Source organism: Phaeospirillum tilakii (assembly GCF_042683125.1).
Taxonomy (GTDB): domain Bacteria; phylum Pseudomonadota; class Alphaproteobacteria; order Rhodospirillales; family Magnetospirillaceae; genus Phaeospirillum; species Phaeospirillum tilakii.
This window is the reverse complement of record NZ_JBHUIY010000007.1, coordinates 23,144-42,067: the sequence shown is the minus strand read 5'-3', so window position 1 is coordinate 42,067 and position 18,924 is coordinate 23,144. Positions and strand designations below refer to the sequence as shown.

Annotated in this window: 13 protein-coding genes; 7 read left to right on the top strand and 6 right to left on the bottom strand. The window is 70.7% G+C overall.

What is annotated here, in order from left to right; translation table 11 throughout:
- Positions 1 to 338 precede the first annotated feature (338 nt).
- From ACFSNB_RS05320 to ACFSNB_RS05300, 5 genes are all read left to right on the top strand, one after another.
- Positions 339 to 2,423, top strand: a complete 2,085-nt coding sequence (locus ACFSNB_RS05320) for a methyl-accepting chemotaxis protein (protein ID WP_377315000.1) — start codon at positions 339 to 341, stop codon at positions 2,421 to 2,423.
- 181 nt (positions 2,424 to 2,604) lie between these two features.
- Positions 2,605 to 2,964, top strand: a complete 360-nt coding sequence (locus ACFSNB_RS05315) for a hypothetical protein (protein WP_377314999.1) — start codon at positions 2,605 to 2,607, stop codon at positions 2,962 to 2,964.
- Positions 2,965 to 3,013: 49 nt separating this feature from the next.
- Complete coding sequence (locus ACFSNB_RS05310) at positions 3,014 to 4,495, top strand: methyl-accepting chemotaxis protein (protein WP_377314998.1); 1,482 nt, start codon at positions 3,014 to 3,016, stop codon at positions 4,493 to 4,495.
- 178 nt (positions 4,496 to 4,673) lie between these two features.
- Entirely contained in the window at positions 4,674 to 5,486 is an 813-nt protein-coding gene (locus tag ACFSNB_RS05305; RefSeq protein ID WP_377314997.1) for an amino acid kinase family protein, read from the top strand.
- Positions 5,487 to 5,497: 11 nt separating this feature from the next.
- On the top strand, positions 5,498 to 6,331 hold the full coding sequence (locus ACFSNB_RS05300) for an amino acid kinase family protein (RefSeq protein ID WP_377314996.1): 834 nt from the start codon (positions 5,498 to 5,500) through the stop codon (positions 6,329 to 6,331).
- A gap of 222 nt (positions 6,332 to 6,553) precedes the next feature.
- On the opposite strand, the gene ACFSNB_RS05295 is transcribed toward ACFSNB_RS05300, so the two are convergent.
- The 4 genes from ACFSNB_RS05295 to ACFSNB_RS05280 form a co-directional block, all read right to left on the bottom strand.
- Entirely contained in the window at positions 6,554 to 7,348 is a 795-nt protein-coding gene (locus ACFSNB_RS05295; RefSeq protein ID WP_377314995.1) for a MetQ/NlpA family ABC transporter substrate-binding protein, read from the bottom strand.
- Between the two features lie 42 nt (positions 7,349 to 7,390).
- On the bottom strand, positions 7,391 to 8,731 hold the full coding sequence (locus ACFSNB_RS05290; protein ID WP_377314994.1) for a phenylacetate--CoA ligase family protein: 1,341 nt from the start codon (positions 8,729 to 8,731) through the stop codon (positions 7,391 to 7,393).
- A gap of 67 nt (positions 8,732 to 8,798) precedes the next feature.
- A complete protein-coding gene (locus ACFSNB_RS05285; protein ID WP_377314993.1) occupies positions 8,799 to 9,476 on the bottom strand; it encodes a methionine ABC transporter permease in 678 nt (225 codons plus the stop codon).
- Complete coding sequence (locus tag ACFSNB_RS05280) at positions 9,445 to 10,503, bottom strand: methionine ABC transporter ATP-binding protein (protein ID WP_377314992.1); 1,059 nt, start codon at positions 10,501 to 10,503, stop codon at positions 9,445 to 9,447. Before ACFSNB_RS05280 ends, ACFSNB_RS05285 begins: the two co-directional genes overlap by 32 nt.
- Positions 10,504 to 10,639: 136 nt before the next feature.
- On the opposite strand from ACFSNB_RS05280, the gene ACFSNB_RS05275 reads away from it, so the two are divergent.
- Positions 10,640 to 11,953: a 3-hydroxyacyl-CoA dehydrogenase family protein gene (locus tag ACFSNB_RS05275; protein ID WP_377314991.1), complete on the top strand. Its 1,314-nt coding sequence runs from the start codon at positions 10,640 to 10,642 to the stop codon at positions 11,951 to 11,953.
- Positions 11,954 to 12,068: 115 nt separating this feature from the next.
- Here ACFSNB_RS05275 and ACFSNB_RS05270 read toward each other — a convergent pair whose 3' ends face one another.
- Positions 12,069 to 12,839 carry an alpha/beta fold hydrolase gene (locus ACFSNB_RS05270; RefSeq protein ID WP_377314990.1) on the bottom strand — a complete coding sequence of 257 codons (771 nt, stop codon included), beginning with the start codon at positions 12,837 to 12,839 and terminating at the stop codon, positions 12,069 to 12,071.
- Positions 12,840 to 12,844: 5 nt separating this feature from the next.
- Positions 12,845 to 14,143 carry an O-acetylhomoserine aminocarboxypropyltransferase gene (locus ACFSNB_RS05265; protein ID WP_377314989.1) on the bottom strand — a complete coding sequence of 433 codons (1,299 nt, stop codon included), beginning with the start codon at positions 14,141 to 14,143 and terminating at the stop codon, positions 12,845 to 12,847.
- A 383-nt stretch (positions 14,144 to 14,526) separates the two neighbouring features.
- Between ACFSNB_RS05265 and ACFSNB_RS05260 the strand changes: the two genes are divergently transcribed.
- A complete protein-coding gene (locus ACFSNB_RS05260) occupies positions 14,527 to 18,822 on the top strand; it encodes a PAS domain S-box protein (RefSeq protein WP_377314988.1) in 4,296 nt (1,431 codons plus the stop codon).
- Positions 18,823 to 18,924 lie beyond the last annotated feature (102 nt).

The window sequence follows — 18,924 nt, the reverse complement described above, 5'->3', positions numbered from 1 at the left end:
GGCACCAACTTTGCGGCGCCTCATTTCAAACCCGGTGGGGTCATATCCAACACGATGCCTTTCACACAGTGAAAACGATCGTCCAAGAGAAGCGCATCAACAGAAGTCGTTACTTTGTCGGGCCGATGGGGGATCTTTCCGATATCAGACCTCTTCTGTGATTTAAGTATCGCGCCACTTTCACCACGATGTCAAGCGATGACAAAGGCCGGATCGCCCTCCCCGCTCCGACCGCATCACACGTCCCCGCGCCGGCTCCAGACCAGGGAGGCACCCGGGGTTGATTCCGCCAGGAGGAGCCCCCTTATCCAAAGGATTATCGTCGGGAGGGCTCCGTCATGTTCGACCGTCTGCCTCTGGCCGCCAAATTGCTGGCCGCCTGCGCTCTTGTCGCTGTGGTCGCGATCACCATCACCGCCGCGGTTACGTTGTGGTATGCGGAACAATCAGCCAAGAAAACCCTGGAGGAGCAGGGGGCGCTGCTGACCGAAAGCCACGCCCACACCATCGCCGGCGAATACAGTGGCGCCCTTGAGGCGATCAAGACGGTGCGGGGCGCGATTCTCAGTGCCCGCGCCTCGGGCACCGCGACCCGGCCGGCGCTCGACCGTCTGCTGCACGATTTGCTGGTCGACCGGCCCGATTTCCTCGGCACCTGGGCCGGATTCGAGCCCAATGCCCTCGACGGCCAGGATGCCGCCTACGTCAACGCCCCTGGCTCCGACGCCACCGGCCGCTACCTGTCCTATTGGAATCGTGGCGGCGGAACGGTGGTGCGGGAGGCCCTGGTCGATTACGACCAGCCCGGCCCGGGCGATTACTACCAGATTCCCCGCCGGACCCGGATGGAGACGGTGATCGAGCCCTATCTGTATCGGGTCGCCGGCCAGGATGTTCTGATGACCTCGATCGCGGTGCCGATCATCGAGAACGGCACGGTGATCGGGGTGGTCGGCGCCGATCTCCGGCTCGACACGGTGTGGGATCGCCTCAAGACCCTGCGGCCGTTCGACACCGGGGCGGTCTATCTGGTGTCCAATGGCGGGCTGTGGATCGGCTATCACGATCCCGAGCAGCGCGCCAAGCCGCTCGAGTCCGCCCTGCCCGCGCTGGCCGCCGCCAAGCCGGCGATCCAGGCCGGACAGGTCTTCACCTCGCCGGTCTACCGCTCGCCCCGGCTGGGCCAGACCGTCCATGCCATGATCCATCCGGTCAAGATCGGCGCCGCGCCGACTCCCTGGGCCGTGGTCGCCGAATTGCCGACCCGCCCGGTCGAAGAGGCGGTGGCCCGGATCCACACCCTGGTGCTGGGCGGCGGCGGGCTGGTCGTCGTCGCCCTGCTCGGGGTGCTGTGGCTGACCATCGTGGTGGTGGTCCGCCGCCCGCTGGCCCGGATCATCGCCGTGATCACCGCCCTGACCGAGGGGCGGCAGGAGGTCGAGGTGCCGGAAACCGGACGTGACGACGAAATCGGCCGGATCAGCCGCGCGCTGGTGCAGTTCCGCGACACCAGCCGGGAAATGGCCCGGCTGCGCGACCAGCAGCGCGACCAGGACGCCCGCGGCGCGGCGGAGCGCCGCCAGGCGATGGCCGCCCTGGCCGACGCCTTCGAATCCTCGGTGCGGGCCGTCGCCCGCGACGTGGCCGACGCCGCCCGGGTGATGGCGGAAACGGCGGGCCAGATGGAGGGCAATGCCGGCAAGGCCAGCGCCTCGGCCGGGGTCGCGGCCGACGCCGCCGGTCAGGCCTCGGAGAACGTCAGCTCCGTCGCCGGCGCGTCGGAACAGCTGGCGGCCTCGATCCAGGAAATCAGCCGTCAGGTCGCGGCGTCGAGCGAGATCGCCCGTCAGGCGGTAACCGACGCCGAGGACACCAACCAGCGGATGGAGCGGCTGTCGGCCTCGGCCAAACAGATCGCCGAGGTGGTCGCCCTGATCGACGACATCGCCAGCCAGACCAACCTGCTGGCCTTGAACGCCACCATCGAGGCGGCGCGGGCCGGCGAGGCCGGCAAGGGTTTCGCCGTGGTCGCCAACGAGGTCAAGCAACTGGCCAACCAGACCGGGCGCGCCACCAGCGACATTCAGGGCCGGGTCAACGAGATCCGCGTCGCCACCGACGAGGCGGTCGCGGCGATCGCCGGCATCGGCCAGACCATCACCCGGATGAGCGGCATCGCCGCCTCGATCGCCGGCGCGGTCGAGCAGCAGGGGATGGCCACCCGGTCGATCGCCGGCAACGTCCAGGCGGCGGCCAGCGGAACCGCCCAGGTGCGGCAAACCGCGCTCGAAATCTCGCAGCGCACCGGCGACAACGCCCAGCTCGCCGCCCAGGTGCGTGGCTCGGCCGGCCGGCTGCAACAGACCTCGGCGCGGCTGGGCGAAGAGGTCGAGGGGTTCCTCGCCCGCATTCGCGCCGGCTGACCGCCGGTCCAGGCCGACCGGGTCGCGGGGGGGGGGGGGGGGTCGCCGTCCCTCCCCCCTTCTTCCGCCGCCCCCTGGACGCGGTCCCCCATCCAATCCATATGACATAGGACAGGCGGCCTAGCCGCCGCCCCCCCCCTCCCGGGCGGCCCGTCCGCCGCCCCGCGCCCCGAGTGCAGGCATGCCGACCGACCGCCGCCACCGCCGCCTTATCCGCCTGATCCAGACCGTGGTGGTGCTGGTCAGCACCGTCTGGCCGGTCGGCCTGTCGGTCTGGCCCCGCCCCGGTCAGGCGATGGCGGCGGTGTTTCCCCCCGGCGCCAGCGGCAACGCCGCCCTGTTCGCGGCGTGGCAGGCCGGGGCCGAGCAGGTGATGGCGTTCGGCGGCTGGCCCTGGGTGGTGCTGGTTCGCTCCGATGCGCCGGATTTCGTCGGCCAGCTCCATCACGCCGGGGCCTGGCTGGTGCTGCGGGTGCCGGCGGCGGGCGCGATCTGTGCGGCCGACACCCCCAGCCGTTCCCCTCTCACCCGGTTCCCCTGAGGCCGGCCGCCCCCGGCCGACCGCTCTCCCGACCGTCCAAGGATCGCCCATGCACGAAATAGACCGGATCCGCGCCACCGCCGCACAGGCCCTGACGATCTTCCTCTGGCTGCACGTCCCCCTGCTGGCGGTGACCGGCGCCCTCCTCGGCCAGAACTGGGGGCTGATGACCGCCGGCGCGGTGGTGCTGGCCGGGGCCGCGACGCTGGTCCGCCGGCTCGACGACACCGGCGAGGCCTGCCGCTCGACCATCGCCGTCGCCCTGATGGGGATGGTTGCCCTGATGGTCTACGCCTTCGAGGGCCATCCCTGGCAGATCGACATCCACATGTATTTCTTCGCCGCCGTGGCGATGCTGGTCGCGTTCTGCGACTGGAAGACCCTGGCGATCGCCGCCGTGATGGTCGCCCTGCACCATCTGGTGCTGAACGTCGCCTATCCCGCCGCGGTGTTTCCCGGCGGCGGATCGTTCGGCCGCGTCGTGCTGCATGCGGTGATCCTGGTGGCGCAGACCGTGGTGCTGGGATGGGTGGCGTGGCGGCTGAACCGCGCCTTCGCCCAGGTCGCCACCGCGCTGGGTCAGGCCGAGGAGGCCCGCACCGCCGTCGCCGCCGCCGCCGCCGAGCGCGAACGGCTGGCGCTCGACAGCCAGGGCCACCTGCGCGAGGAACGGCTGACGCTGGCGCGGCAGGTCCGCACCGCGGTCGGCGAGATCGCCGACGGCCTGTCGACCACCGCCGACGCGGCGCGCCAGTCCGCCCAGGACGTCGATCGGCGGATGACCGAGATCTTTACCCAGATCTCCGCCGCCAATGCCAGCATCGGCGACGTCCGCGTCAATGTCGAGACGATGGCGGCGACCACCGACACCCTGTCGCGCGGCCTCAAGGACGTCGATCACTCGGTGCGGACCTCGCGCGGGATGGCGGAAACCGCCGTGACCGAGATCGAGCGCACCAACGCCACGGTCGAGAGTCTGGCCGGCGCCGCCGACCGGATCGGCAATGTCGTCACCCTGATCAGCGACATCGCCAGCCAGACCAACCTGCTGGCCTTGAACGCGACGATCGAGGCGGCGCGGGCCGGCGACGCCGGCAAGGGCTTCGCGGTGGTGGCGGGCGAGGTCAAGAGCCTCGCCAACCAGACCGCCCGTGCCACCGAGGACATCGGCACCCAGGTGGCCGAGATCCAGTCCGCCACCTCCGGCGCGGTCGCGGCGATCCGCGAAATCGGCCGGATCATCGCCGAAATCGAGCAGGCGATCGGCGCCATCGCCCATTCGACCGACGCCCAGGGCGAGGCGATCGGCGAGATCCTGCACAATGCCAGGAACGCCACCGGCGGGGTCGAGACCGCCGGCGGCAGCGTCGAACGGCTGACCGCCCTGGCCCGCGACCTGGGCACGGTGGCCCAGAAGCGGACCCAACTGTCGATGCGGCTGTCGGAACAGGCGGGCGGGCTGGCCGAGCAGATCCACCAGTTCGTCGCCCGGATCGAGCAGGAAAGCCCGATTGCGGCCGCCTCCGCCTGATCCCGCCCGCCCCAAACTATGCCTATAACACTATATCATTTGACAGAATACGCGCCGTGTTGGCTATAAATATCGTCGTGCCCGACCGCCCGAGGGGCGGGCGGGTCCCGGGGGAGCATCCCCCGTCGTTCCCTCTTCATCCACCATGTCAGGCCGCGCGGCCCAGGGGAGGATCCCGATGAGCAACGGAACAACCGATCTCGAGGCGCTGCTGATGGAGCGGTCGCTGAGCGATCCGCAATTGCTGGCGGCGGCGGAAGCGGCGGCGGATTACCGCATCCTGCCGGATGCCACCGTGCTCAAGATCGGCGGGCAGAGCGTGATCGATCGCGGCCGGGCCGCCGTCCATCCGCTGCTCGACGAAATCGTCGCCGCGCGCAAGGCGCACAAGCTGCTGATCGGCACCGGCGCCGGCACCCGCGCCCGCCACCTTTATTCGATCGCCGCCGGGCTGAATCTGCCGACCGGGGTGCTGGCCCAGCTCGGCGCCTCGGTGGCCGACCAGAACGCGGCGATGCTGGGGCAATTGCTGGCCCGGCACGGCATCTCCTCGGTCGATGGCGCCGGCCTGTCGGCGGTGCCGCTGTTCTTGGCCGAGGTTCATGCGGTGGTGTTCAGCGGCATGCCGCCCTACACCCTGTGGATGCGCCCGGCCGCCGAGGGGGTGATCCCGCCCTACCGCACCGACGCCGGCTGCTTCCTGGTCGCCGAACAGTTCGGCTGCAAGGCGATGATCTACGTCAAGGACGAGAACGGGCTCTACACCGACAATCCGAAGACCGCCAAGCACGCCACCTTCATCCCGAAAATCTCGGTCGATGAGATGAAGGCGCGCGGCCTGCACGATTCGATCCTCGAATTCCCGCTGCTCGACCTGCTCCAGTCCGCCCGCCACCTCCACGAGGTCCAGGTGATCAATGGGCTGGTCCCCGGCAACCTGACCCGGGCGCTCGCCGGCGAGCATGTCGGCACCATCATCACCGCGCGTTAGGGGATCCCGTCATGACCGATACCGCCAACCGCATCAAACATGTCGCCTCGCCGCTCGCGCGCCAGACCCTGCTCGATGGCGACCTCACCCGGCCGATCGCCGGGCGGCGGCCGATCCCGATCCTGCCCTGGGTGCAGGTGGTGAAGATCGGCGGCCGCTCGATCATGGATCGCGGCGCCGAGGCGATCCTGCCCCTGGTGGCCGAACTGCGCCGGCTGCTGCCCGAACACCGCCTGCTGATCCTGACCGGCCCCGGCATCCGCGCCCGCCACCTCTACGGCGTCGGGCTCGATCTCGGCCTGCCGGTCGGCTCGCTCGCCCCGCTCGCCGCCAGCGAGGCCGGACAGAACGGCCACATCCTCGGCGCGCTGCTGGCGGCCGACGGGGTGTCCTATGTCGAGCATCCCACCCTGGCCAGCCAGCTGGCGATCCACCTCAACGCCGCCCGCGCGGTGGTCGGCAGCGCCTTCCCGCCCTATCATCACGCCGAATTCCCGACCTCGCGCCTGCCGATCCATCGCGCCGACACCGGCGCCTTCCTGCTGGCCGACGCGCTGGGCGCGGCCAGCCTGACCCTGGTCGAGGATGTTGACGGGGTGTTCACCGCCGACCCCAACGGTCCCGACGGCGGGCAGGCGCAGTTGATCAAGGACACCACCGCCGCCGCGCTGGCCCAGGGGCCGGCCACCCTGCCGGTTGACCCGGCCCTGCTGGAGGTGATGGCCAACGCCCGCCATCTGCGTCAGGTGCAGGTCGTCAACGGTCTGGTGCCGGGACGCCTCACCGCCGCCCTGCGCGGCGAGGCGGTGGGAACGATCATCCGCACCGGCGCGCCGCCGCTCTGAGACCAAGGCCAGACCTTTTGAAGGGAGGCGGAGTAATGTGGGCTCCGCCCACCCCCGCCAAGGGCCGCAAGGCCCTTGAAACCCTTTGATGGTCGGGCGCGGAGCGGCCTGTCAGCTTGGGCGCGGGCGTTGGCCGCGCGAAGGGCAAGGACAGGGATCCAAGGGCCTTGCGGCCCTTGGCGGGTGCGGGCAGAGCCCGCGAATGGGATGCCGACCTGACGCTCACCAGGTCGGGATGATGGTGCCGGCGAAGCGCCGCTCGATGAAGGCCTTGACCTCGGGCGAGCGGTAGGTGTCGATCAGGGCGCGCAGGGCGGGATCGTCCTTGCGCTTGGTCTGGGTGACGAACCACAGCCCCCACTGGGTGTCGGCGCCTTCGAGCAGCAGCGCCTTTTTCGGCTCAAGCCCGGCGCCGACCGCGTAATTGAGGGTCACCGCCGCGATCTCGACATCGTCGAGCGAGCGCGGCAGCTGGGCGGCATCGATCTCCTTGATCTTCAGCTTCTTCGGATTGTCGATCACGTCGGCCGGGGTGGCGGTGATGCCGACAGCCGGATCGACCTTCAGCAGCCCGGCCTGTTGCAGCAGCAGCAGCGCCCGCGCCCCGTTGGACGGATCGTTGGGGATAGCGACGCTGGCCCCGTCCGGCAGCGCGGCGAGGTTCGGGATCTTCTTCGAATAGATCCCGAGCGGCACCACGATGCTGCGCTCGACCGCGGTCAGGGCGTAGCCCCGGGTCTTGATCTGGTTGTCGAGATAGGGGCGGTGCTGGAAATTGTTGATGTCGATGTCGCCCTGGGCCAGCGCGGCGTTGGGCTGGGTGTAGTCGGAAAACTCGATCACCTTGACCGGCACCCCGGTACGCTGCTGGTGCAGCGTCGCGGTGTATTCGAGGATCTCGGTATAGGGGCCGGACGAAACGCCGATCCGGATCGGCTCGGCGGCGCCGGCGGGGACGGTCTGGCCGAGCGCGGCCAGGGTCAGCAACGCGGCCAGGATGGGACGCAGCAGGGTCATGCGGAGCGGTCCTCTCGAATCTCGGGATGAAACAGGGGCGGCTCAGGCCCAGACGGTGTCGCGCCGGTCCTCGACCCGCTTGGCCTTGTGGGTGGCGCGCGGCAGCGCCCCGGCGGCGAGGATCTCGACCCGCGCCCCCACCCCGGTCACCGCCTTGAGCCGGCGGGTCAGGCGGGCGGCGAGGTCCTCGACCGGCACCGCGCAGCCCTCGCGCCGCTCGGCCTCGACGGTCAGGCTGTCGAGATGGTGGTCGCGGGTCACCACCAGCCGGTATTCGCCGGTGAAATCCTCGTCCTGACGCACCAGGGCCTCGACGTCGCTGGGGAACAGGTTGACGCCCCGGATGATCAGCATGTCGTCGAGCCGGCCATGGACCCCGAGCAGGCGCTGCGAGGTGCGGCCGCAGCGGCAGGGCTCGGTGGTGAAGCTGACGATGTCGCCGGTGCGGAAACGGATCAGCGGCCGGGCCCGCTTCTTCAGCGTGGTCAGCACCAGTTCGCCGCGCTCGCCCTCGCGCACCGGCTCGTGGGTGACCGGGTCGAGCACCTCGGTCAGGATGTGATCCTCGGCCCAATGCAGGCCGTTCTTCTCCTCGCACATCCCGGCGCAGGAGCCGAAAATGTCCGACAGGCCGTAATAATCGTAGACCGAGGCGCCCCACAGCGATTCGATCCGCGCCCGGGTTTCGGGGATCGAGCCGCCCGGCTCGCCGGCGACGAAGATCCGCTTGACCGCAAGGTCGCGCGCCGGGTCGATCCCCTCCTTGCGCGCGGTCTCGCCCAGGTACCAGGCGTAGGACGGCGTGGTCCAGATCGCGGTGGCCTGGAACTGGCGCAGGATGGTCAGCAGCCGTTCCGACGGCACCGTACCGGCATGGATCGACAGCGCCCCCAGCTTCTGCGCCCCCAGCACGCAGGGGCCGCCGACGAACAGCGAGAAATTGAGCGAATGGCAATAGCGGTCGGTCGGACGCAGGCCGGACGACCAGAACTGCCGCGCCTCGTAATCCATCCAATCGTCGAAATCCTGGGCGGTGAAGGGCGACAGGGTCGGCACCCCGGTCGAACCCGACGAGGCCGAGACATAGACCACCTCGGACTCGGGCACGGCGGCGATGTCGCCCAGCAAGGGCACCGCCTGCTGGCGCTCGCGCAGGGTGCGCTTGTCGAGGAAGGGGAAGCGGCGCAGGTCGTCAAGGCTGCGGACGGACTCGGCGCTGACCCCGGCGGCGCGGAAGGCGGCGCGGTAATAAGGCGAGCCGGCCTCGGCATGGGCGAGGTGGCGCTTCAGCAGGTCGAGTTGCAACGCCCGCCATTCGGCGCGGCTCTGGGTTTCGAGCGTCGGCGCCCAGAAGCGTCGTTCGGCGGCGATATCGATGGTCATCGGGGGGAGGCTCCTCTGCGAGGAAACAAACGGACGGAACGAAGGGGGAGAACGCCGGACGGGCCGGTCAGCGCCGGGGCTCGGCGGCGCGGTGGCGGCGGTCGAGCCGGCGGGCGAAGCCGTCGCCCAGGCTCTGCACCCCCTGCACCAGCAGGATCAGCACCACCACCACCGCCGCCATCACCTCGCCCTGAAAGCGTTGATAGCCGTAGCGGATGCCGAGATCGCCGAGGCCGCCGCCGCCGACCGCGCCGGCCATCGCCGAATAGCCGATCAGGCTGACCACGGTGATGGTCAGGCCGACGGCGATGCCGGGCAGCGCCTCGGGCACCAGCACCTTGGCGACGATCTGGAGCGGGGTGGCGCCCATCGCCTGGGCCGCCTCGATCAGGCCGGGATCGACCTCGCGCAACGCCGCCTCGACCTGACGGGCGACGAACGGAGTCGCCGCGATCACCAGCGGCACGATCGCCGCGGCGGTGCCGATCGAGGTGCCGACCAGGGCGCGGGTCAGCGGGATGATCCCGACCATCAGGATGATGAACGGGGTCGAGCGGGTGGCGTTGACCACCAGCCCGGCGATGCGGTTGAACAGCGGCCGGGGCAGGATGTGGCCCGGCCCGGTCACCAGCAGCAGGATGCCGAGCGGCACCCCGAACAGGGTGGCGAGCAGACCGGACACCCCGACCATCGCCAGGGTTTCGGTCAGGGCGTCAAGCAACAGCTCGATCAGGCGCTGCGACACGGCCGAGAATCTCCGCTTTGAGGGATTTGAGGCGCACGTAATCGAGCGCCGCCTGAAGGCTGGCCTCGGCGCCGCCGACCTCGACGGTCAGGGTGCCGAACGGCGCGTCCTGGATGGTGTCGACCTGCCCGTGCAGGATGTTGATCGACAGGCCGAAGCGGCGGACCAGATCGCTCAGGATCGGCTCGCGCGCCGAGGGACCGGTGAAGGTGATCCGCACCACCAGCCCGGGCCCGGTCAGCGGGGCGTGGCGCAGCCGCGCCGCCACCGATTCGGGCAGATCGAGGCTCAGCACCTCGCGCACCAGCGCCCGGGTCACCGGGTGGGCCGGCTGGGTGAACAGGTCGAACACCCGGCCCTGCTCGACCACCCGGCCCTGATCCAGCACCGCGACGCGATGGGCGATCTCCTTGATCACCTGCATCTCGTGGGTGATCAGCACCACGGTCAGGCCCAGTGCCCGGTTGATCTCGGACAGCAGGGCCAGGATCGATTTGGTGGTTTCGGGGTCGAGCGCCGAGGTCGCCTCGTCGCACAGCAGCACCGACGGACGCGAGGCCAGGGCGCGGGCGATGCCGACCCGCTGCTTCTGCCCGCCCGACAATTGCGCCGGGTAGGCGTGGGCCTTGTCGGCCAGCCCGACCAGTTCCAGCATCTCATCGACCCGGCGCAGCCGCTGGCCCCGGGTCAGCCCGCCGATCAGTTCGAGCGGCAGGGCGACGTTGTCGCGCACGGTGCGCGACGACAGGATGTTGAAGTGCTGGAACACCATGCCGATGTCGTGGCGGGCGGCGCGCAGCGCGGCCCCCGACAGCGCCGAAATCTCGCGCCCGCCGACCACCACCCGCCCGGCGGTCGGCCGTTCGAGCAGGTTGAGGCAGCGGACCAGGGTGCTCTTGCCGGCGCCGGACCGGCCGATGATGCCGAAAATCTCGCCCTTGCCGATGGCAAGATCGATCCCGCGCAGGACGGGAACCGGCCCGGTCGGCCCGGGGAAGGCCTTTTCCAGGGCTTCGATCGCGATCACGCGCCCCTCCAGAAAGTCTATTTATCTGATGGGTTTTAGGCTATCTGGCGTTGACGCCCGCTGTCAATCATATTATCCAATAATCCACTCAATTGATCGATTGCTGGCGGACGGCCGGCGCGGGAGGAAACGAGGCATGGGACGCGAGATTCATTCGGTGGCGGTGATCGGCGGGGGCACGATGGGCAGCGGCATCGCCGCCGCCGCCGCCGCCGCCGGCTGGCGGGTGCTGCTGCTGGAGCGCGACCGCGAGGCCACCCGCCGCGCCCGCGAACGCACCCTGGCCCAGGCCCGCGACGCGGATGAACAGCAGGCGATCGACCGGCTGCTGGTCACCGGCACGCTCGACGAATCCCTGCGCGAGATCGGCGAGTTCGACTGGATCTGCGAGGCGATCGTCGAGGATCTCGACGCCAAGCGCGCTTTGTTCAGCCGGATCGAGCCGTGGCGGCGCGAGGGCTCGGTGGTCAGCACCAACACCTCGGGCATCCCGCTCCGCGCCATCACCGAAGGCCTGCCCGACCGGCTGGGGCGCGACATCGTCGTCACCCACTTCTTCAATCCGGTGCGGGTGATGAAGCTTTTGGAAATCGTCCCCGGCAACGACACCGACCCGGCAGTGGTGGCCAGCCTGTCCCGCTTCTGCGGCGACGTGCTGGGCAAGGGGGTGGTCCAGGCCAAGGACACCGTCAATTTCATCGCCAACCGCATCGGCTGCTTCTGGATGCTGTCGGGGCTGCATCACGCCCACCGCTTTCGCAACCAGGGGATCGGGATCGAGCGGGCCGACGCGCTGCTGTCGGCCCCGCTCGGCCTGCCGGCCACCGGGCTGTACGGACTGATCGACCTGATCGGACTGGACGTGATGGCGCTGGTCGGCCGCAACCTCGCCGCCAACCTGCCCGAGGGCGATGCCGGGCTGGCCTTCACCCGCTTCCCGGCCGAGGAAGCGGGACTGCTGGCGCGCGGCCAGCTCGGGCGCAAGAGCGGCGGCGGCTTCTACCGGGTGCTGAAGGGGGCCGACGGGCAGAAGAGCCGCGAGGTGTTCGATCTGGAAACCCAGCTCTGGCGCCCGCACGCCCCCGCTTCCCTCGCCCCCCATCAGACCGACGCCGCCGGCCTGCTGTTCGCCGACGATCCCGACGGCGCCTTCGCCTGGGCGGTGCATGGCGGCACCCTGCTCTATGCCGCCGACCTGCTGCCGGCCATCGCCGACGACATCGTCAATGTCGATCGGGCGCTGCGCTGGGGCTTCGGCTGGAAACGCGGCCCGTTCGAAACCCTCGACGATCTCGGCCCGACCCGGGTGATCGCCCGGCTGCGCGCCGAGGGGCGGCCGCTGCCGGCGCTGCTGCGCCTGCTCGAACAGACCGGCGGCGAGAGCTTCTACCGCGACCAGGGCCGCACCCATCTCGGCCTCGACGGCCGCTATCACACGGTCGAGGCCTAAGCCAAGGGGCGCGCCCCTTGGCAATCCCGCGGAGGGCCGTCCGGCCCTCCCCCCCCCGGGTTCGCGGGGCCGATGGCCCGGGGCGGAGAGCGCCGAGAGGCGGAGCCTTTCGGCTCTACCGCGTCAGCAGCGCGTCGAGCACCGCCTCGGGCCGATCGGCCATCAGCATGTGGCCCGCCCCCTCCAGCCGCGTCACCCGGGCGCCGGGAATCAGCCCGGCCAGCGCCTGCCCGGCCTTGGCCGGGCTCATCCGGTCGGCCCCACCCAGCAGCAGCAGGGTCGGCGCCCGCACCCGGGCGGCGGCCTCGGTGCCGTCATAGGCGTCGCAGGCGGCCAGCCCGGCGGCCAACGCCCCCGGCGGCGAGGCTTCGACCAGCCGGCGGGTCAGCGCGGGGGGATAAAGACCGGGCACGCCGCCCGCCCCGCCGCCATGGCCCCAGGCGGCGATCATCGCCGCCGCGCGGGGCAGATCGTCGCGCGCGGCGGCCAGCAGATCGGGATGAACCGGCATCCGCGCCGCCGCGCCGAGCAGGACCAGCCCACCGACCCGGTCGGGATGGCGGGCGGCGAGGTCGAGCGCGGCCAGCGCCCCCATCGAATGGCCGACCACCGTCGCCCGCGCCGCCCCGACGGCGGCGAGCAGTTCCGCCAGCCGGTCGGCGACGGCGGCAATGGTCGCGGGGGCCGTCCCGCCCGAGCGACCGTGGCCGGGCAGGTCGCAGGCCAGCACCGCGCAGCCGCGCCGGGCCAGCCCCCGGCTTTGCAGCGCCCACACCGAGTGATCGGCGCCGGCGCCATGCACCAGCAGCACCACCGGCCGGGCCGGATCGAACGGCACGCCGCCGGTGGCGACGAACACCCGTCCCGCGTCGAGATCGCACCACATCGCGCTTACCTCCGCTGGCTGGCGCGCAGGGCCTGGGCGAGGTCGGCGACGATGTCGTCGGCCGCCTCCAGCCCGACGCTGAGCCGGATCATGTCGGGGCCGACCCCGGCGGCGCGCAACTGGGCGTCGTCGAGCTGCTGGTGGGTGGTGCTGGCCGGGTGGATCACCAGGGTCTTGGCATCGCCGACATTGGCAAGATGGCTGGCGAGGCGCAGCGCCTCGATGAAGCGGCGGCCGGCCTCGCGCCCGCCCGCGACGCCGAAGGCGATCACCGCGCCGGCACCGTCGGGCAACTGGCGGGCGGCCAGGGCATGGTCGGGATGGTCGGGGCGCTCGGGATGGCTGACCCAGGCGATGCCGGGGGCCTCGGCCAGGAAGGCCAGCACGGCGCGGGTGTTGGCGATGTGCTGGCGCATCCGCAGCCCGAGGGTCTCGACCCCCTGCAACAGGTGGAAGGCGCTGGTGGGGGCGAGGCAGGCGCCGAAATCGCGCAGGATCTCGGCCCGCGCCCGCATCACGAAGGCGGCCGGGCCGAACTGCTCGACGAAATCGAGGCCGTGATAGCCGTCATAGGGCTCGGTCAGGGTGGGGAAGCGCCCGCTCGCCCGCCAGTCGAACCGCCCGGCATCGATCGCCACCCCGCCCAGCGCCACCCCATGCCCGCCCAGCCATTTGGTGACCGAATGCACCACCAGATCGGCGCCCTGCTCGAACGGCCGGCACAGCGCCGGGGTGGCGAAGGTGTTGTCGATCAGCAGCGGCAGGCCGTGTTGGTGCGCGATCGCGGCGACCGTGGCGATGTCGAGCACCTCCAGCCCGGGATTGCCGATGGTCTCGCCCAGCAGCAGCCGGGTTTCCGGCCGGATCGCCACGCGCCACGCGGCGGGGTCGCGCGGGGAGACGAAGCTGGTGGTGATGCCGAAGCGCGGCAGGGTGCGGGCCAGCAGGTTGAGGGTACCGCCATAGAGCGAGGCCGAGGCGACGATGTGCCCGCCCGCCCCCATCAGGGTGGCGATGGCCAGATGCAGCGCCGCCTGCCCCGAGGCGGTGCAGACCGCACCGACCCCGCCTTCCAGCGCGGCCAGCCGTTCCTCCAGCACCGCGACGGTCGGGTTGGACAGACGCGAATAAAGGTGGCCGGGCCGTTCCAGGTTGAACAGCGCCGCCGCGTGATCGGTGTCGGGGAAGACGAACGAGGAGGTCTGATGGATCGGCACCGCCCGCGACCCGGTGACGGGATCGGGGCTCTGGCCGGCATGCAGCGCCAGGGTATCGAGGGCGGGGAAAAAGGACGGACGGCTCATCGCGCGGCGCGACTCCCGGGGCGGGGGAAAGGGACACGGCCCCCGCCCCGACCACGCGAGGACGTCAAGGCGGGCGGACCGACGGCGCAGGATGGCGTCATGCCCGGCAAAAATCCATAAAAGAGTTGGATATATGCTCTGATCCGCCCGCGACCGCCGCCGGAAGACTCCGCCACGCCGGCCCCGACATTCAAAAGGAGATCTGAAACTGCTATAAAACCTTCCGTTGGTAGACAGCCTCCGTCGGGAAAGGGGAGGCATCGCTCCCCCGCACGGGGGAGGATGCGCAAGCGAAACGGGCGTTGGCCAGGGGAGAGAATCCGTCCGGATCAGAGTCGCTCCGGCGGTTTGGCGGCACCGCACCGCGCGGCCCGGGGAACGGGATGAAACGAGAGGACGGCGACGGCTGGACGCAACCGCCCCCCCTGGCGAACGGGCCGCCGCCGCTTGTCTCCATCCTGCCCCCCACGCCGCGCCAGAACCGCATCGCCGTCGGCACGATGGTCGCGGCGCTGCTGCTGTTCGCGGCGACCGCCCCGTTCGCCCAGCGCGATCTGCCGCCGCTTTGGGCGTTCCTGCCGATCTATCAATCGGCCTTCATCACCCTCAGCCTGATCGTCGCGTCGCTGCTGCTGTTCCAGTACCGGCTGACCCAGGGCGCGGGGGTCTTGTTCCTGGCCGGCGGCTTTCTGTTCAGCGCCGCGATGGCCGTCGCCCATGCCCTCAGCTTTCCCGGCCTGTTCGCCCCGGCCGGCCTGCTGCCCTCGGCCGGACCGCAAACCACCGCCTGGATCTATTTTTTCTGGCATGGCGGCTTTGCCCTGTTCGTGGTCGGACACGCGGTCTTTCACCACCGCCCGAGCCGGCTGTCGCCCCCGGGCCTGATCCTCGCCGCCCTGGCCCTGGCGCTGGGCGCGACCCTGCTGACCACCCTCGGCCACGATTCCCTGCCCGCCCTGATGAGCGGCAACCGCGACACCCCGGCCAAGATGGGGGTGGCGGTGCTGACCTGGGCAACCGGATTCCTGGCCCTGGGCCTGTTGTGGCGCCGCCACCCGCGCAGCCAGCTCGACCTGTGGCTGATGGTGATGCTGGGCGTCTGGATTTTCGACAGCGCGCTGGCCGCCGTGCTGAACCATGCCCGTTTCGACCTCGGCTGGTATGCCGGACGGATCTTCGGGCTGGTGGCGGAGGGACTGGCGCTGATCATCCTGCTGCGCGAGAACGGCGCCCTGTACCTCGAGCTGGCGCGGCTGCGGGCGCAGGAAAACCGCCACAGCGCCGCGCGACTGGAGGCCGGGGAAAAGCGGTTCGAGGCGACCTTCGAGCAGGCGGCGGTGGGGATCGCCCTGATGGGGCTGGACGGAACCTGCCTGCGGGCCAACCGCAAGCTGTACCGGATTCTCGGCCACGAGGGCGGCGCCCCGCCGCAGACCTCGGTCGGCAGCCTGCTCGCCCTGATCGATTGCGATCTCGACGCCGAGGTGATCCGGCCGATTCTGGCCGGCCGGGCCGAATCCCACGCGATCGAGACCCGCTTCCGCGACCGCGACGGCGTCCCCGGCTGGCTCACCCTGACGGTGGCGCCGGTGACCGGGGCCGAGGGGCGGCCGGATTATTTCCTCTGCGTGGTCGAGGACATCTCGCCCCGCAAGGCCGTCGAGGACCAGCGCCATCGGCTGGCCGAGGCGTTGGGACAGACCGCCCAGGCGGTAGTGATGATCGATACCGACGGCCGGATCGTCTATGCCAATCCCGCCTTCCTCGCCTTGACCGAATATCCCCCCGACGAGGCGATCGGGCTGCCGATCCGCCGCCTTGCCCCCGGCGACGCGGCCAGCCAGGCCCAGATCGACACGGTCCTCGACACGGTGCGGGCCGGCGGGCAATGGTCGGGAGAATGCCTGCGGATCAGCCGGAGCGGGCGGGTGATTCCGGTGCTGATGACCGTGGCCGGCATCCATGACCTGGGCGGCCGCCTGACCGGCTTCGTCTCCACCTATCTCGACATCAGCGAGCAGAAGCGGATCCGCGCCGAACTGGAGAGCGAACGGACCCTGTTGCGGACCCTGATCCACTCGATTCCCGATCTGATCTGGCTCAAGGACGTCAATGGGGTCTATCTCAGCGGCAATCATGCCTTTCAGCGGATGGTCGGCCGGTCGGAAGCGGCGATCATCGGCCGCACCGACCATGACCTGATGCCCGCCGATCGGGCCGATGCCTTCCGCGCCCAGGACATCATGGCGATCAAGGCCGGCGGTCCGATCTCCAACGAGGAATGGATCACCTTCGCCGACAACGGCCAGACCGCCCGGCTCGAAACCATCAAGGCGCCGATGATCGGACCCGACGGAACGGTGATCGGGGTGCTCGGCATCGGCCGCGACATCACCCGCCGCGAGCAGATGGAAGGCGCGCTGCGCGAAAGCGAGGAACGGTTCCGCACCTATGTCGAGGCGGCCCCGCTCGGCATCTTCGTCACCGACGGGGCGGGGCGCTTCCTTCTCGTCAACGCGGCCCTCGTCACCATGCTGGGCGGGAGCCGCGAGGACATCCTCGCCCGGACCATCGCCGAGCTGGTCGCCCCCGAGGATCGGGCGCGGATGTGCGACGACCTGCTCGGCCTGTCGGGCCGGGTGGACCGCATCGGCGCCGATTACCGCATGACCACCGCGACGGGGGCGCCACGCTGGATTTCGCTGTCGGCGGTGCGGATCGCCGCCGACCGGTTCGCCGCCTTCTGTCAGGACATCACCGCGCGCAAGGCGATCGAGGCCGAACTGGACCGCTATCGCCAGGGGCTGGAACAGGCGGTGGCCGCGCGCACCGCCGACCTCGAAAGCGCCGAGGCCCGGCTGCGGCTGATCCTCGAATCCAGCGGCGACGGCCTCTACGGCGTCGATGTCGAGGGACGCATCACCTTCGTCAATCCAGGGGTCGAGACCATCCTCGGCTGGCGGCCCGAACATTTGATCGGGCGCACCAGCCTCGAAATGCTGCATCACAGCTATCCCGACGGGCGCCCCTTCCCGCGCGAGGCCTGCCCGTTGCTCGAAACCCTGCGCACCGGCATCGTCGCCCGGTTCGACGAGGATTATTTCTGGAGCGCCGACGGGCGGCCGGTCCCGGTCAGTTTCTCGGTCCATCCGATGGTGCGCGACGGAGCGATCGTCGGGGCGGTGGTCAGCTTCAGCGACGGCTCCGCCCGCAAGGCGGCGGACGACGCCCGCAGGACCGCCCTGGCCGAAGCCAAGCGGCTGGCCACCCTGCGCCGCGCGTTCCTCGCCAACATGAGCCACGAGATCCGCACCCCGCTCGGGGCGATTCTCGGGCTGGCCGAAATCGGCGAACGCGGGACCTCGGACCGGACCGACCGGACCGCCTTTGCGCGGATTCGCGGCGCCGGCCTGACGCTCCAGGCGCTGATCGACGACATCCTCGATTTTTCCAAGATCGAATCCGGCAAGATGACGGTCGAATCGATCCCGTTCGAGCCCGGCGAGGTGATCGACCGCGCGGTCGAGATGCTGGCCCCACGGGCGATCGCCAAGGGGCTGCGCCTGATCGTCGATGAGGCCCCCGATCTGCCCTGGCGCTGCCTGGGGGATGCCAAGCGGCTGGGTCAGGTGCTGGTCAATCTGCTCAGTAACGCGATCAAGTTCACCCCGGCCGGGGGGGCGGTCACGCTGCGGGTCTGGCGCGCCGACAACCGCCTGATCCTGGCGGTGATCGATACCGGGATCGGCATCGCCCCCCAGGCGGCCGAGCGTCTGTTCCAACCCTTCGAGCAGGCCGACGGCTCGACCACCCGCCGCTTCGGCGGCACCGGCCTCGGCCTGTCGATCTCGCGCGATCTGGTGGCGCTGATGGGCGGAAGCGTCAGCCTCGACAGCGGGGTCGGCCAGGGCAGCACCTTCACCGTCACGCTGCCGCTTGCCGGGGCGGAGCCGGCGCCGCCCTGGCCGATCGACGCGCTGGCCCTGCTCGGCCTCGACGACGACGAGGCCGAACGGATGCGGCGCGCCCTGCCGCGCTCGCGCCGGATCGACGCCCCCGATGACGACAGCCCGCTGCTGATCGACCGCCGGGCGCTGGACGATCCCGCCCTGGCCGCCCGGCTGGCGGCGGACGCTGGCCGGGGACGGCGGATCGCGGTCCTGGTCGATCCGGGCAAGAGGGAGGATCTGGCCGCGCTGCTGCCCGGCGCGATCCCGATCGAACGGCCCCTGCGCCCGCGCCATCTCCGCCGCCTCGCCGACGAGGCCCCGCCCGGCCGCGATACGGTGGCGCCGAGCCGGGGACGGCTGGCCGGCCTGCGGGTGCTGGGCGCCGAGGACAATGAGGTCAACCGTCTGGTGCTCGACGACATGTTGCAGATCGAGGGGGCCCGCCTGACCTGCTTCGAGAACGGGCGGCTGGCCCTCGATCATCTGCGCGAGCAGGGCGCGGCGGCCTTTGACGTGGTGCTGACCGACGTGCAGATGCCGGAACTCGACGGCTATGATCTGGCGCGGGAAATCCGCGATTTTGCCCCCACGCTGCCGGTGATCGGCCTGACCGCCCACGCGATGGAGGAGGAACGGCGCCGCTGTCTCGAGGCCGGGATGATCGAACGGGTGGTCAAGCCGATCACCACCGATGCCCTGGTGGCGGCGATCCTGCGCCACACCCGGTGACGGGGGGGGGAGATGGGGGCGGGACTCCGGCCACCCGGCGACGCCCGCCGCCGCAGGCCATGCGCCAAAATCCCGTCATGGGACTGGACGGAATGCATAGAG